Source organism: Sneathiella sp., from assembly GCF_029233945.1.
Classification (GTDB): Bacteria; Pseudomonadota; Alphaproteobacteria; order Sneathiellales; family Sneathiellaceae; genus Sneathiella.
The window spans coordinates 37,306-51,112 of sequence record NZ_JARGOQ010000012.1; the positions used below are offsets into that span (position 1 = coordinate 37,306).

The 13,807-nt window shown below is 55.7% G+C and carries 15 protein-coding genes; 9 read left to right on the forward strand and 6 right to left on the reverse strand.

Annotated features, from left to right (window positions below):
• Positions 1 to 6 precede the first annotated feature (6 nt).
• A complete protein-coding gene (locus P1U71_RS05930; protein ID WP_301104642.1) occupies positions 7 to 663 on the reverse strand; it encodes an XRE family transcriptional regulator in 657 nt (218 codons plus the stop codon).
• A gap of 206 nt (positions 664 to 869) precedes the next feature.
• Here P1U71_RS05930 and P1U71_RS05935 point away from each other — a divergent pair, with 206 nt between their 5' ends.
• The 6 genes from P1U71_RS05935 (at position 870) to P1U71_RS05960 (ending at position 4,892) form a co-directional block, all read left to right on the forward strand.
• A complete protein-coding gene (locus P1U71_RS05935) occupies positions 870 to 1,061 on the forward strand; it encodes a hypothetical protein (protein WP_301104643.1) in 192 nt (63 codons plus the stop codon).
• Between the two features lie 109 nt (positions 1,062 to 1,170).
• Positions 1,171 to 1,908 carry an SDR family NAD(P)-dependent oxidoreductase gene (locus P1U71_RS05940; RefSeq protein WP_301104644.1) on the forward strand — a complete coding sequence of 246 codons (738 nt, stop codon included), beginning with the start codon at positions 1,171 to 1,173 and terminating at the stop codon, positions 1,906 to 1,908.
• A gap of 7 nt (positions 1,909 to 1,915) precedes the next feature.
• A complete protein-coding gene (locus P1U71_RS05945; protein WP_301104645.1) occupies positions 1,916 to 2,521 on the forward strand; it encodes a bifunctional 2-polyprenyl-6-hydroxyphenol methylase/3-demethylubiquinol 3-O-methyltransferase UbiG in 606 nt (201 codons plus the stop codon).
• Between the two features lie 151 nt (positions 2,522 to 2,672).
• Positions 2,673 to 3,350, forward strand: a complete 678-nt coding sequence (locus tag P1U71_RS05950) for an amino acid ABC transporter permease (RefSeq protein WP_301104646.1) — start codon at positions 2,673 to 2,675, stop codon at positions 3,348 to 3,350.
• Positions 3,347 to 4,054 carry an amino acid ABC transporter permease gene (locus P1U71_RS05955; RefSeq protein WP_301104647.1) on the forward strand — a complete coding sequence of 236 codons (708 nt, stop codon included), beginning with the start codon at positions 3,347 to 3,349 and terminating at the stop codon, positions 4,052 to 4,054. Before P1U71_RS05950 ends, P1U71_RS05955 begins: the two co-directional genes overlap by 4 nt.
• A 49-nt stretch (positions 4,055 to 4,103) precedes the next feature.
• Complete coding sequence (locus P1U71_RS05960; RefSeq protein WP_301104648.1) at positions 4,104 to 4,892, forward strand: transporter substrate-binding domain-containing protein; 789 nt, start codon at positions 4,104 to 4,106, stop codon at positions 4,890 to 4,892.
• Positions 4,893 to 4,993: 101 nt separating this feature from the next.
• Here P1U71_RS05960 and P1U71_RS05965 read toward each other — a convergent pair whose 3' ends face one another.
• A complete protein-coding gene (locus tag P1U71_RS05965; RefSeq protein WP_301104649.1) occupies positions 4,994 to 5,404 on the reverse strand; it encodes a BLUF domain-containing protein in 411 nt (136 codons plus the stop codon).
• Positions 5,405 to 5,442: 38 nt separating this feature from the next.
• Positions 5,443 to 6,846, reverse strand: coding sequence for an aspartate aminotransferase family protein (locus tag P1U71_RS05970; protein WP_301104650.1), 1,404 nt, complete (start codon positions 6,844 to 6,846; stop codon positions 5,443 to 5,445).
• 142 nt (positions 6,847 to 6,988) lie between these two features.
• Here P1U71_RS05970 and P1U71_RS05975 point away from each other — a divergent pair, with 142 nt between their 5' ends.
• Positions 6,989 to 7,912: an alpha/beta hydrolase gene (locus P1U71_RS05975; protein ID WP_301104651.1), complete on the forward strand. Its 924-nt coding sequence runs from the start codon at positions 6,989 to 6,991 to the stop codon at positions 7,910 to 7,912.
• A gap of 82 nt (positions 7,913 to 7,994) precedes the next feature.
• Positions 7,995 to 9,008, forward strand: a complete 1,014-nt coding sequence (locus P1U71_RS05980; protein ID WP_301104652.1) for a glutathione S-transferase N-terminal domain-containing protein — start codon at positions 7,995 to 7,997, stop codon at positions 9,006 to 9,008.
• A gap of 2 nt (positions 9,009 to 9,010) precedes the next feature.
• On the opposite strand, the gene P1U71_RS05985 is transcribed toward P1U71_RS05980, so the two are convergent.
• The 3 genes from P1U71_RS05985 to P1U71_RS05995 all read right to left on the reverse strand — a co-directional run bounded on the left by P1U71_RS05985 (position 9,011) and on the right by P1U71_RS05995 (position 11,845).
• The gene (locus P1U71_RS05985) at positions 9,011 to 10,438 is read right to left on the reverse strand and encodes an NAD-dependent succinate-semialdehyde dehydrogenase (RefSeq protein WP_301104653.1); all 1,428 of its coding nucleotides are present in this window, start codon (positions 10,436 to 10,438) and stop codon (positions 9,011 to 9,013) included.
• An 83-nt stretch (positions 10,439 to 10,521) separates the two neighbouring features.
• The gene (locus P1U71_RS05990) at positions 10,522 to 11,433 is read right to left on the reverse strand and encodes a sterol desaturase family protein (protein WP_301104654.1); all 912 of its coding nucleotides are present in this window, start codon (positions 11,431 to 11,433) and stop codon (positions 10,522 to 10,524) included.
• Complete coding sequence (locus P1U71_RS05995; protein ID WP_301104655.1) at positions 11,420 to 11,845, reverse strand: hypothetical protein; 426 nt, start codon at positions 11,843 to 11,845, stop codon at positions 11,420 to 11,422. Before P1U71_RS05995 ends, P1U71_RS05990 begins: the two co-directional genes overlap by 14 nt.
• 227 nt (positions 11,846 to 12,072) lie before the next feature.
• Between P1U71_RS05995 and P1U71_RS06000 the strand changes: the two genes are divergently transcribed.
• Positions 12,073 to 13,701: a 3-(methylthio)propionyl-CoA ligase gene (locus P1U71_RS06000; RefSeq protein ID WP_301104656.1), complete on the forward strand. Its 1,629-nt coding sequence runs from the start codon at positions 12,073 to 12,075 to the stop codon at positions 13,699 to 13,701.
• Positions 13,702 to 13,807: the final 106 nt, after the last annotated feature.

The following is a 13,807-nucleotide window of genomic DNA, read 5'->3' on the forward strand; positions in this document are numbered from 1 at the left end:
GGGCGCCTAGAGCGACTTGCCGATCCAGCGGACCCGGCCGATAATATTCAACTGGTCAAGATCGGCATTGCGGATCTGGTGGGGGGGGTAAAAGTCCCTGTTGTCGCTGACCACATCGATACCGCCCGGAAACTTCTGTAGCCGCTTGATATAGGCACAATCCTCGAACACGAACGCCATGATCGAGCCGGAGACATCCGGGTCTGTCTGATCGACCATTACCAGGCTGCCGTCGCTGATGGTCGGTTCCATGCTGTCGCCACTGACCTCCAGAACAGCGAGCCCGTCCACTGAACTGCGGCCGAACTTCCGAAGGAGATAGCTGCGCGTGAAGGGGATGTAGTCGCGGATTTGCAGACGGTCATTGATGGAGCCATGGCCCGCTGCCAACTGCGCTTCCACATGCGGTACGAAGGCCAGAACGCTGTTGTCATCGCCCGTGCCGGGTTCGGCGATAGCGCCGCGGCCAGTGAGAAGCCAGTCGATGCTGATACCTAATATATTAAGTCTTTGCAGAATTTTGCCGCCGGGCAGGTTATTTCCCGCCTCATAGCCTTGCCAGGCCTGATGACTGCAGCCCAGCCTTCCTGCAATGGCTTTCTGGGAAAGTCCCAAATACTCCCTTGTTTCCCGTATTCGTCTGTATATTTCGCGGTCATCCATCTATCAGTACCAAAAGCAGCATTCATGGTGTATCAAGCCGGGCATCATATCTCATAAAATTTAAAATAAATACTAAAAAAATATATATTAGTACTAATTTAATCTTCAAACTACTAAAAAAATATATATACTGATATCGAGAAAGGATTGGCACCTCCTTTCCAATGCGTATTTCAAAGCAAGGGAGAAGGGCATTGAATTCGGTTATGACGACTGCAATCAACGGATATGAATCTGTTCTGAACGGGGAGAAAAGCGGTGTCGACTATCTTATCGAGATTATCAGGACGCACCGAATCACGGATGATGAACTCATCTATCTTACCTACATGGCGGCCGATATCGTGGAGCGGCGGGTGCCTGCGGAGTTGATTCTCGCGAAATACGGATCGGAATGATCCTTTTCCCCGGTGGAGTGTAATCGCGGTTCCCTCAAGGACCGGGCACGGCTATGATTAAGCGCGATTTTGAAGTATGGGCGCCTTATTTATTCAAGGAACGGGTTAAATGCCAGACAAAGGGAAAGTTCTATTGTTGACCGGCGCGAGCCGGGGGATTGGGCACGCCACAGTCAAACGCTTTAGTGCTGCGGGCTGGCGGGTTCTGACGGTATCGCGTCAGGCCTTTTCAGAATATTGCCCCTGGGAAGGCGGCGAGAAGGATCATTTGCAGATCGACCTTGCGGACATTGAGGCGCTTCCGGCAGCCATCGATCATATCCGCGAGAAGCTTAACGGCGCACCTCTCCATGCACTGGTGAATAACGCTGGCGTATCGCCCAAGGGGCCAGAGGGGGAGCGTTTCAACACCCTTAATTCGAACTTCTCCGATTGGCGGCATGTCTATAACGTCAACCTGTTTGCGCCGCTGATGCTGGCGCAAGGGTTGTTCGACGAGCTGGTGGCCGGGAAGGGCGCCATCGTCAATGTCACCTCCATCGCCGGGGGGCATGTCCATCCTTTCGCGGGCTCGGCCTACGGTACGTCGAAGGCGGCACTTGCGGCGCTGACGCGGGAAATGGCGTCGGATTTCGGCCCCTACGGTGTCCGCGTCAATGCCATCGCACCTGGCGAGATCGACACCTCCATCCTGTCGCCGGGAACGGAAGACATGATCAAGGATATCCCGCTCCGCCGTCTGGGCCGGCCCGAAGAAGTGGCCTCCACCATCTATTTCCTCTGCGATGCGCCATCGTCCTACGTGACCGGTGCGGAGGTTCATATCAACGGCGGCCAGCATGTGTGAAGCATAGATGGAACTTCCGGGTACTGCAGCCTATACGGAGACGGCGGAGCGGTTAATTCCGCGCTTTGAAGCACTGGCCTTTGATGATGTGCATGCGGTTATGCTCGACCTGATGCCGGTTGAACCGGTTTGCCTGCTGGATATCGGGGCAGGGACCGGGCGGGACGCGGCTCACTTTGCGGTGCAAGGCCATCAGGTAACGGCAGTGGAGCCGACCGATGCCCTGCGTAACGCCGGTCAGAAAATTCACGCGGCTCATGATATTGAATGGATCGATGACGGCCTTCCCGAACTTGCCGCACTTGCAGGACGAAAAGGCGCGTTTGATTTTATCCTGCTTGCCGGCGTCTGGATGCATCTGGACATGCAGGAGAGGATCAAGGGTATGCAGGTGCTTGCTTCCCTTATGAGCCCGGGGGCAAGTCTGATTATGTCGCTTCGCCATGGTCCTATACCGAGAGGTCGACAGATATTCGAGGTAACGGGTGCGGCAACAATCGAACTCGCCAAACAGGCCGGGTTGCGCCTGGTCCGTGAACGCCATACGGAGTCCATCCAGCCGGACAACCAGGCCAACGGCGTGCACTGGACAATGCTGGCATTTCAAGGCTAACCGCCGACTGCTTAAAAAGAAGGCTCTTTGTTGCGCTTGAGTATTTTTTAAGCATATTTTGAATCTGATCCGCCATTTTCCCATAGAAAACAAGACATCCTAATATGGCATTCTTCTTGCTGATACAGGGGAACAGAGTGGGATATGTGCCTTGGAATTCAGGTTCTTTGAAATATACCGCAGCGGAGAATATCTCTCCTTGCTGGCGGAGGGGGCGGGACTAAGCGCGGCACTTGCCGTTGGCGGCGGTCTGATGGGCTTGATTTTCGCGACTCTTCTGGCGTCCTTTCGCTATTCCAAAGTGCCTGTATTGCAGCAGGTTTCGACCGTCTACACCGAATTTATCCGCAATACACCGCTGATCGTGCAGCTTTTTATTGTGGCCTTCGGTCTACCGCTTTTACTTGGCTATCAATGGCCGTTCTGGGGCCATGCCTTGCTGGCCCTCACCATCAATTTCTCTGCGTATTTTGCCGAGATTTTGCGCTCAGGTTTCAGCGCCATTCCGGGTGGCCAGATCGAGGCGGCGGCCTCTCTCGGCCTTAAAAAGCCGGTTATCTTTCGCAAGATTATCTTTCCGCAGGCCGTGGCGATGATGTATCCCTCGCTCAACAGCCAGTTTATCTTTCTCTTTCTCACCACGGGCGTGATCGCCGAGATCGGGGTGAGGGACCTGATGTATGCGGGGCTTTACATCGACAGCCGGACTTTCCGCTCATTCGAGGTCTTTTTCTCCATCACCGTCATTTATATCGCCATGGCGCTCCTGTTCAAGACACTGCTGCAGCTTCTGCATCGCGGCCTGTTCAAATGGAAGGGCGTGCGATGAAAGACGCCTTTGTTGCAGTTCTTGGAAAGCCGTTCGGGATTGTCCTCTTCCAGCTGATCGATGCGACCCAGTTCACGATCTATCTCTCGCTTATCGCCTTTATCGGCGGCGGGATTGTCGGGCTTCTGATCACCTTGGTGAAAACCTCCCCGTCGAAATACGGGAAGATGGCGGCGACGAGCTATATCTGGATGTTCCAGTCCGTGCCGCTCTTGCTGATGCTGTTCCTGCTTGGGCTTGGTATCCCGCGTCTGTTCGGTATTGTCATCGATCCGTGGCTGGCGGCGAGTATCGCGCTCACGGTCTATGCCAGCGCGTATCTTGCGGATGTCTGGCGCGGCGCGGTGGAGGCGGTCCCGGCGGGGCAATGGGAAGGGGGGCGCTCCCTCGGGCTTGGCTTCCTGCAGATTGTCCGGCTGATCATCCTTCCGCAGGCCTTTCGCTTGTCCCTCGCGCCGACCGTCGGCTTCATGGTGCAGATTATCAAGGGAACCTCACTCGCCTATATCATCGGCTTTCACGACCTGATGAATGTGGGGAAACGCTGGGCCAATGCGCCGGTCACGGGAACCGAGCCCTATATTATCTTTCCGATCATGGCGCTGATCTATTTCTGTCTCTGCTTTCCCTTGTCCTACTGGTCCCGCTATCTGGAGCGAAAGCTGGGTTCGGTCCCCAAAAGGAAACTTCCCACAACCGCGTGAAACAACACCCAGGCATGGGTAAATGCATCAACAGAAAAGGAGTTACTTCATGATAAAAAAACTAAAAATGGGCTTTCTGGCCCTGGCCCTCGCAGGGGTGGCCGCCATCAGCCCGGCATCCGCGGACCTTTCCGATGTTCTGGAGGCGGGCACTGTCAAGATCGCCATTCCGGAAAACTTTCCGCCGTTTGGCTCCCTGGGGGCAGAGGGGGAATATGTCGGTTATGACGTGGATGTCGCCAAGCTGATCGCCGAGGATTTGGGTGTCGAGCTGGAACTGGTGCCCGTCACTTCGAAACAGCGTATTCCGTTCCTTGAAACCGATCGGGTCGACCTTGTTATCTCTTCCATGGGGGCAAACCCGACGCGTGCAAAATCCATCTGGTTTTCAAGCGCTTATGCACCGTTCTTCTCAGGCGCCTTCTCGACATCCGAAATGGCTATCACCTCGCTTGCGGATCTTGCAGGCAAGAAAGTCGGTGTAACCGGCGGTACGCTTGAGGATCTGGAGTTGACCGAAAAAGGCCCTGAAGGGATTGAGATTATCCGCTTTGGCGATAACGCGGCCAACCTTTCCGCCTATCTGTCCAAGCAGGTGGATGTGCTGGTCACCGGCAATACGGTCGCCGCCAAGCTGTCCAGCGATAATCCCGGCCTTGATATCGAGACCAAGTTCATTATCAAGGAAAGCCCGGCCTTTATCGGCATCAAGAAGGGCCAGATCGATCTTCTGCAATGGGTGAATGTTTTCATCCTGCATAAAAAGCTGGGTGGTCAGCTCAATGAGCTGTCCGAGAAATGGCTGGGCCAGGAACTCCCGCCGCTTCCATCCTTATAATCTACATCGGTTCAGCAATCGGGAAGGGGCTTCGGCCCCTTCTTTTTTTAAGCGGGAACTCCTGACTGCTTGCTGAAAATAGTATGCTCAAGCGCAGCAAGTCATTGATAGAAAGTCTTAAGAAGCTTGACGGCGACATGCGGGTTCTCGACAATAGACGGATCCGTGAAGCGCCCGTTTTTAAATTCGGCAAATTCCGGGATATCCTTTACATCACCGGGGGTTAGAGTTTGAAAGCCCATCGACCAGCCTTGGAAGATGCGACTTTCCGCTTTTTCTTCGCACAGAACAATGATTCCGGAATGCCGCTTATCTTCGCTGATCCGGGCAAAAGTTTTTGTAACGGTATCTGCTTCGCCTTCGAGCACTTGCATAAAGCTGCCGTTCTTATAGAGCAGCATACCAGTCACATCGACCATGGCATTATTGGTACGGCTTTTTCCCAGAATATCTTTTAGTTCGGCGTCCTCCAGAAGATAGCTCGCCGAACTAACATATATGAGATAATGCATGGTCAACACTCCTCTCGTAGCAGCGGGAAGGAAAAGTTCTAGCCTTCCTGCCAGTTTTCGCGGAATGCCATCGCGGTGATGTCGTCAAGGCCCTTGGAAAAGCGGTCGAACATCTCGTCGATTTCGTCTTCCGTGATGATCAGCGGTGGGCAGAGCGCAAGATTGTCCCCGGCAACGGCCCGGCTGATCACCCCTGCGTCCTGCATGGCCTGCGCGGTTTTCGGCCCGACCTTGAATTTTGGATCGAAGGGGCGCTTGGTCTTCTTGTCCGCAACCAGTTCGATCGCGCCGATCAGTCCCATTGAGCGGACTTCGCCGACCAGCGGATGATCGGCGAGGGCGTTGAACCGCTTATTGAAGCGTTTCGAGACATGGCGCACATGGCCGAGGATGTTGCGCTCTTCCATCAGTTCCATGGTCCGCATGCCGACGGCGGCCGGGACCGGATGGCCGGAATAGGTGAAGCCATGGGCAAAGGCGCCATGCTTCTCGCTCTGCCGGACCATTTCATCGAAGATGTCTTCCGAGACCATCACCGCCGAGATCGGTAAATAGGCACCGGAAAGGGCTTTCGCACAGGAGAGGATATCCGGCTGGATATCAAACGTCTGCGACCCCCACATCTGGCCGGTTCGGCCAAAGCCGCAAATCACTTCATCGGCGATCATCAGCACGTCATATTTCCGAAGCACCGACTGTATTTTATCGAAATAGGTGGCGGGTGGAATGATCACGCCGCCTGCGCCCATGATCGGTTCGGCGATGAAGGCGGCGACTGTGTCCGGCCCTTCCTTCAGGATGAGCTGCTCCAGATCATCGGCGCAGCGCGCAGCAAATTCCTCCTCCGTCTCGCCATCCTTGCCGTAGCGGTAATAATGCGGGCAGGAGGTATGCAGGATATTCTGGATCGGCAGATCGAAATCATTATGGAGCGGCGGAAGGCCGGTCAGGCTCGCGGCGGCCACCGTGACGCCGTGATAGGCCTTCTGGCGGGAAATGATCTTCTTTTTCTCGGGCCGACCGAGGCTGTTGTTGTAATACCAGACCAGCTTGATGACGGTATCGTTCGCCTCGGAGCCTGAGTTGGCGAAGAAAACCTTTGAGAAGGGCGCTGGCGCGATCTCGAGCAGCTTTTCCGCAAGGCGGATGCCCGGCTCCGTCGATTTGCTGGCGAAGGAGTGATAGAAGGGAAGCTTGCGCATCTGCTGAATGGCGGCCTCGATCAGTTCTTCCTCGCCAAAACCGAAGGAGGCGCACCAGAGACCGGCCAGCCCCTCGATATATTCCTTGCCGTTTTCATCGAAGACGTTGACGCCCTTGCCGGTCTCGATAATCAGCGGACCTTCGGTCAGGTGTGTCGAGAGATTGGTGTAGGAATGGATCATGCTTTTCGCATCGCGGGCGGCAAGGGAATTTCCCTGAAGAAGGCTGGGGCTGCTCATTGCAATATCCTCAGTTAAGAATTAGGAACGTTTATATATTTGTAGAGCGAATATAAAGCCGCTGTCAAAGCACGTTTACAACTATCTTGCCTGACGTCCCGCTCCATGGCTTAATAGGTGAAATAATCGGGGAAGTGGTCGTATGAGTGAGTATTTTACCTATTCCGGTGCCGACGGGCAAGCAATCCATATATATCGCTGGATGGGGGAGAAAAAGCCAAAGGCGATTGTGCAGATCGCGCATGGTATGGCGGAACATGGGGCTCGCTATGAGCGGCTTGCCCGGGCCCTCAATGAATTCGGTTATATCGTTTATGCGAATGATCATCGCGGCCACGGACAGACGATTGCGGAAGGAGAAGTTCCGGGCCATATGGGGGATGACGACGGCTGGAACAAGGCGGTCGAGGATCTCTATCTGCTTAACCGGGAGATCGCCGTGGAGCATCCGGGTTTGCCGATCCTGATGCTCGGTCATTCGATGGGCTCTTTCATCGTGCAGCAATATATGGCGCAGCATGGCGAGACGATTGCCGGGGCGGCGCTGTCCGCCACCAATGGTCCGCCCGGCGCCCTTGGCCGGATCGCCCAGCTTGTTATCCGCTTTGAAAAGCTGCGCTTCGGCGCGAAGGGGCACAGCCCCCTCATTGCCGGGATGACGTTCAAGACGTTTAACAAGCAGTTTGCGCCCAACCGGACGGAGTTCGACTGGCTCTCCCGTGACGAGGCAGAGGTGGACAAATATGTTGCCGATCCGCTCTGCGGCTATGACTGTTCGGTTGCAACATGGCGGGGCCTTCTGGATGCACTCCCGAGAATAGCAAGTTCCTCTGCGCTTAAAAAGATGAACAGGCAGATGCCGATTTTTGTCTTTAACGGCAGTGAGGACCCCGTGGGCGAGAACACGAAGGGGGTGAAACGGCTCCTTGCGGCCTACCACCGGCAGGGCTTCACGCGAGTTACCCATAAATTCTATGTCGGCGGGCGGCATGAGATGCTGAACGAGATCAACCGCGACGAGGTCACGACCGATATTATCGCCTGGGCCAACAGCATCATCGGCTAACCGGCGTATGTCGCGGCAGGCTGGACAGCAATCGGTTGATGCCATAAGGTTTTCGCGCTCTCAATCAACAAGGAAAAACAACATGAGCGGACAGGCACAGGATCGTTATACCCTTATCGGCGGCAACGCCTCCCCTTATTCCCTGAAAATGCGCGCCCATATGCATTACCGGCGGCTGCCTTACAACTGGGTCCTCCGCACGGTGGAGAATGATCATCTGCTGGAAGGATTGCGTCCGGTTCTCGTGCCGGTCTTGAAACTGCCGGAGGATGGCAGCCTGCATCTCGACAGCACAAAGCTCATCTACATGCTGGAAGAACGGCACCCGGAAGATCGCTCGGTCATTCCCGACAATCCCGCCCATGCTTTCCTCTCTCATTTGGTGGAGGATATGGCGGACGAGTGGGTCACCAAGATGATGTTCCATTACCGCTGGGCCTATGACGCGGACATTCATTATGCCGCGCGCTGGATTGCTGATGACCGCTCCCCCGGCGATACGGAGGAACAACGCGAGAAGTTCGCCCAGTTCTTTACCGATCGGCAGATTGGCCGGATGCCGCTTGTTGGCTGCACGCCGGAGAACGCCCCGATTATCGAGGCGGGCTTCCACCATATTCTGGCGCTGCTGCATGCCGATGTCGGGCAGTATAAATATCTGTTCGGCACGCGGCCCTCTATTGCCGATTTCGGGCTCTACGGCCAGCTCAGGACGCTGTCCATCGATCCGACGCCGATGTCGATCATGCGCAAGGAAGCGCAGCGGACGGAAAGCTGGCTGCGGCAGCTTGATGACGCCTCAGGAGTTGAAGGGGACTGGTTCGCCGTCGGAGATCTGCCGCCAATGACGAAGGGACTGATTACCTATAGCGCGGAGGTTTACCTTCCCTTCCTCGCGGCCAATGCGGCGGCGGTTGAAAAAGGGGAGGAGACCTTCTCCGTCGAACTTGACGGCAAGCCTTATTCGCAGGGTGTCTTCAAATATCAGGTAAAATGCCTCGATGAATTGAAGAAACGCTATCAGGCCCTCCCCGAGGAGGCCAAAGCCATCGTCGATGACCTGATCGGGGAGGCCGGGATTAAAATCCTGGGCTAGCCCTAGATTGAGAAGCCGCCGAGTTTGGTTTCAAGATACTCCATGATCCCTTCCTTGGCGCCTTCACGGCCGAGGCCGCTGTCCTTCATCCCGCCGAAGGGGGCGGCGGCGCTGGTCGGGTTGATATCATTGATGCCAATGATCCCGAAGCGCAAATCCTCAAACATCCGCATGGCGCGGGAGATATCGCGGGTATAGACATAGGCCGCAAGGCCGTATTCCGTGTCGTTCGCCTTTTCCAGCACTTCGACCTCACTCTCGAAGCGGATGATCGGCGCGACGGGGCCGAAGGTTTCCTCCCGATAGATCAGCATGTCTTCCGTGACATTGGCGAGCACGGTCGGGGCGTAGAAATAACCCTTGTCGAGCCCGTTGGACTTGATCGGCACGCCGCCGGTCACGAGTTCGGCGCCCTTGGATATTGCGTCCTGCACCTGCCGTTCCACTTTGTCGATGGCCGTCTGATTGACGAGGGGGCCGATGGCAACGCCATCCTCGAACCCGCTGCCTGCCTTCATTTTCGAGACACGCTCTTCGAAGGTCGCGACGAACTGATCGTAGGAGCCGTTCTGCACGAAGAAACGGTTCGGGCTGATGCAGGCCTGCCCGGTATTGAGGAATTTGACGAGCGATCCGCCCTTGGCTGCATGGGCTGGATCGACATCCTCGAATACGACGAACGGCGCATGGCCGCCCAGCTCCGCCGAGACGCGCTTCATATTGGCGCTCGCCTGACCGGCCAGCATCTTACCGACATTGGTGGAGCCGGTGAAGGTCAGTTTGCGCACCGACGGATGGCTTGTAAAAACCTCCCCGATGGGTTTCGGATCGGCGGCGGTCACCAGATTGACAACCCCCGGCGGGATGCCGGCGGCCTCAAAAATCTCGAACATCGCAATGGCGCAGAGCGGTGTGGCTTCAGCCGGTTTCAGAACGATGGTACAGCCAGCCGCAAGCGCCGGGCCGGCTTTCCGTGTGATCATCGAGATCGGGTAGTTCCAGGGAGTCACTGCCGCGACAACGCCGACGGGCTGATGCAGTACCATGAAACGCTGATCCCCGCGAGAGGAAGGAAGGATTTCCCCATTCACGCGTTTCGCTTCCTCCGCATACCAGAGCAGGAAGTCGGCGCCGTACTGCACCTCGTTCCGGGCGGCTTTCAGCGGCTTGCCCTGTTCCTCGGTCATAATGCGCGCGAGATCCTCTTTGCGCTCGATCATGATCTGGTAGGCCTTATAGAGGTAGGCGCTCCGCTGATAGGCGGTGGTCTTCGACCAGTCGCGGAAGGCAACATCCGCCGCCTTGATTGCGCGGGTAGCCTCCAAAGCGCCGCCATCGGCGACTTGCTTGATCACATCTCCCGTCGCGGGATTGAAAACGTCGAAGCTGTTACCGCTGTCGGCGGTAACCCATTTTCCGTCTATATACATTTTTTGAAACCTTTCGCGTCGGCGAGATATTTGTTTTTGTGTTTTGGCGCAGTCTACTGATTTATCCGCGCCCGTAAAGCGGATCAATCCGCCGCATCTGCGGCCTGACCCGCGAGGCGTGTTCTCTCCCGTTCCTTGATCATCCGGGAGGTAAGGCGGGAGCCGTCCTCGCTCCAGCCGGGCGGACCGAAGACATACATAAAGGCGGCATTGAGGCTCTTCGCATGGATAAGGTCAGCAAAAATTCCTGCCCATTCATGGAAAGCGATAATCAGGGGATTAAAGCTCGCGATCTGCTTGACGATGCCATAACGGCAGGGCTCGGCCTTGTCCTCCGGTACGAAGCTGCCGAACAGCTTGTCCCAGATGATGAAAATCCCGGCGTAGTTGGCATCGAGATAGCGCGGATTGGTCGCGTGATGCACCCGGTGGTGGGACGGCGTGTTCATCACCGCCTCAAACGGCTTCCACATCTTGTCAATCGCCTCGGTATGGATCCAGAACTGATAGACGAGACTGATCCCCTTCTGGAAGATGATCAGCGCAAGCGGAAAGCCGATGAAGGAGAGTAGCAGCCAGAGTATCCAGGTACCGGCGAGACTGCCCGTCCAGGTCTGACGCAGCGCGGTGGTCAGGTTATAATATTGCGAGGAGTGATGATTGATATGCGCGGCCCACCAGATGCGATGCTCATGGCTGAGGCGATGGAACCAATAATAGACGAAATCCTCCGCGAAGAGGATCAGGACGAACGCCCACCAGTGATAGCCGATATCAAACAGGCGATATTGATAAACCCAGAGTGAGGCCGCGCCGACAATCCCGAAGTTCACCAGCCCGATGGCGAAATTGCCAAGCCCCATAAAGAGTGACGCGGCGCTGTCCCGCGCCTCGTAATTGGATTTTTCCGGCGCAAAACGACCGATGACCGCCTCAATCAGGATTAGAAGGACAAAGGCCGGAATGGCGAAAGTGACCGGATCAGGCAGCTGCATCTTTTCCTCCGTTTATCATCGCCTCAATGATCGTGCGATCTGTCTCGCTCGCGGCGAAGGTGACCGAGGGAAACGCAAATCCCTGACGCGGGATATAAAGTTCCCCGTCCTGCCGCCAGTCCGTTTTTTCGATGTCTGCGGCCCCTAATGTTTGAAGCACCAGCGTGTTCCCGAAACTCCGGATGAGACCGACGCCCAGAGAATTGCGCCAGCGAACCAGAGCATATTTCCCGTCGTTGCTGATAACGGAACTTGCGATCATCTCGCCCGGCTCTTGTTGGCTGAGGAATTGCGCCACGGTCTCGGCTGTCAATTCAGCATCCCGCCGGCCTGCCACCAGCCGGATGACAAGGATTACGATCAGCACTGCGAGCGCCGCCGCAGGCAAGAGTATCAGCGGATCGATGGCCATTCCCGAAAGCCCCTTGATTCGTTGTTTTCTGCGCTATTGATACAAAAAATCCGGAGGTTTGACAAAATTCATGCTTTATAACGCCTTCTGCGCCCCGTCTCCCCTGCGTAAAGGGCCTTCAGATATATGAAAAACCGGCGAATCTCAAAGGGTCTTTACCTAAGGCGAGTGCGGTTTTATGCTGCCCTTAACAGTCTAACAAACAACACAAACATGGGATGTACTTAATGCTAGGTCTTATTCAGGATCGGCCGCTGCTGATTTCTTCTTTAATCGAATATTCGGGTCTTAATCATGGCGACGTGGAAATTGTCTCGCGTTCGGTCGAAGGGCCGATCCACCGCACCAATTACCGCAATATAAATCTGCGTGCGAAAAAGCTGGCGCAGGCATTGGGTAAGCTCGGCGTGGAGCTTGGCGACCGCATCGGTACACTTGCCTGGAATGGGTATCGCCATATGGAGATATATTTTGGCGTGTCCGGCATGGGCGCCGTCTGTCATACGATCAATCCGCGCCTGTTCCCTGAGCAGATCGCCTATATCGTCAATCATGCTGAGGATAAATATATCTTCGTCGATTTGACCTTTTTGCCCCTGATCGAGGCGCTGAAGGATCACCTTAAAAATGTGAAAGGCTTTATCGTGATGACCGATGAAGCCCATATGCCGGACAGCACTCTTGATAACCTGCTCTGCTATGAGACGTTGGTCGAGGCGGAAGATGGCGATTACGCCTGGCCGCAGTTCGACGAGATGACGGCCTCTTCACTCTGCTATACTTCCGGCACGACGGGCAACCCGAAGGGCGTGCTCTATGCCAACCGGTCAACCGTGCTGCATAGCTTCTGCGTCTGTACCAATGACGGCCTTGGCGTCAGCAACCGGGACAGCATCCTCGCCGTGGTGCCGATGTTCCATGCCAACGCCTGGGGCCTGCCATATGCCGCCGCCATGTGCGGGGCGAAGATGGTCATGCCGGGCGCGGCCATGGACGGCCCCTCGCTTTACGAACTGATGGAGGCGGAAGGCGTGACGCTCTCCGCGGGTGTGCCGACCATCTGGATGATGCTGCTTGGCCATGTGAAGGAGAACAACCTTAAATTTTCGTCCATGAAGCGCACGGTGATCGGCGGTTCCGCCGCGCCGCGTTCGATGATCGAAACCTTTGTCGATGGCCACGGGGTCGAGGTGATCCACGCTTGGGGCATGACGGAGACCAGCCCGCTCGGCACGACCGGCAACCTTCTTAAAAAGCATGAAAACCTCTCCGAGAAGGAAAGAACCGATATCCGCGTCAAGCAGGGCCGGGTGGTTTTCGGGGTTGAGCTTAAAATCACCGGAGATGACGGGAAAGAACTGCCGCGCGATGGCGTCGCTTTCGGCGATCTCAAGGTGCGCGGTCCCTGGATCACCAGTGGCTATTTCAAGGGTGAGGGCGGAAATGTCCTCGATGAGGATGGCTGGTTCACCACTGGTGACGTCGGCACTATTGATCCGGATGGCTATATGCAGATCACGGATCGTTCGAAAGATGTGATCAAGTCCGGCGGCGAGTGGATTTCCTCCATCGATGTGGAGAATGAGGCGCTTGGTTGTGCCGGTATCGTCGAGGCTGCGGTGATTGCCATTCCGCATCCAAAATGGGATGAACGCCCGCTGGTCATTGCGGTGAAGGAGAAGGGCCACGGCGTCACGCGCGAGGATGTGATCAAGCATCTGGAAAGCACGCTCGCCAAATGGCAGCTCCCCGATGATGTGGTCTTCGTCGACGAACTTCCGCATACGGCGACGGGTAAACTCCTCAAAACCAAGCTCCGCGAGGATTTCAAGGACTACAAATTGCCGACCGCGTAATGCTAATGCTGTCCGTGTGATGCAAATGGAAAAGCCGGGCGAAAGTCCGGCTTTTTGTCTTTCAAGTGATAAATTCCATTGTATTGGCGGGTAAATGCAATAACTG

Coding starts and splice junctions, on each gene's coding strand:
- P1U71_RS05930 (WP_301104642.1), bottom strand. CDS start 663: ATGGATGACCGCGAAATATACAGACGAATACGGGAAACAAGGGAGTAT.
- P1U71_RS05935 (WP_301104643.1), top strand. CDS start 870: ATGACGACTGCAATCAACGGATATGAATCTGTTCTGAACGGGGAGAAA.
- P1U71_RS05940 (WP_301104644.1), top strand. CDS start 1,171: ATGCCAGACAAAGGGAAAGTTCTATTGTTGACCGGCGCGAGCCGGGGG.
- P1U71_RS05945 (WP_301104645.1), top strand. CDS start 1,916: ATGGAACTTCCGGGTACTGCAGCCTATACGGAGACGGCGGAGCGGTTA.
- P1U71_RS05955 (WP_301104647.1), top strand. CDS start 3,347: ATGAAAGACGCCTTTGTTGCAGTTCTTGGAAAGCCGTTCGGGATTGTC.
- P1U71_RS05960 (WP_301104648.1), top strand. CDS start 4,104: ATGATAAAAAAACTAAAAATGGGCTTTCTGGCCCTGGCCCTCGCAGGG.
- P1U71_RS05965 (WP_301104649.1), bottom strand. CDS start 5,404: ATGCATTATCTCATATATGTTAGTTCGGCGAGCTATCTTCTGGAGGAC.
- P1U71_RS05970 (WP_301104650.1), bottom strand. CDS start 6,846: ATGAGCAGCCCCAGCCTTCTTCAGGGAAATTCCCTTGCCGCCCGCGAT.
- P1U71_RS05975 (WP_301104651.1), top strand. CDS start 6,989: ATGAGTGAGTATTTTACCTATTCCGGTGCCGACGGGCAAGCAATCCAT.
- P1U71_RS05980 (WP_301104652.1), top strand. CDS start 7,995: ATGAGCGGACAGGCACAGGATCGTTATACCCTTATCGGCGGCAACGCC.
- P1U71_RS05985 (WP_301104653.1), bottom strand. CDS start 10,438: ATGTATATAGACGGAAAATGGGTTACCGCCGACAGCGGTAACAGCTTC.
- P1U71_RS05990 (WP_301104654.1), bottom strand. CDS start 11,433: ATGCAGCTGCCTGATCCGGTCACTTTCGCCATTCCGGCCTTTGTCCTT.
- P1U71_RS05995 (WP_301104655.1), bottom strand. CDS start 11,845: ATGGCCATCGATCCGCTGATACTCTTGCCTGCGGCGGCGCTCGCAGTG.
- P1U71_RS06000 (WP_301104656.1), top strand. CDS start 12,073: ATGCTAGGTCTTATTCAGGATCGGCCGCTGCTGATTTCTTCTTTAATC.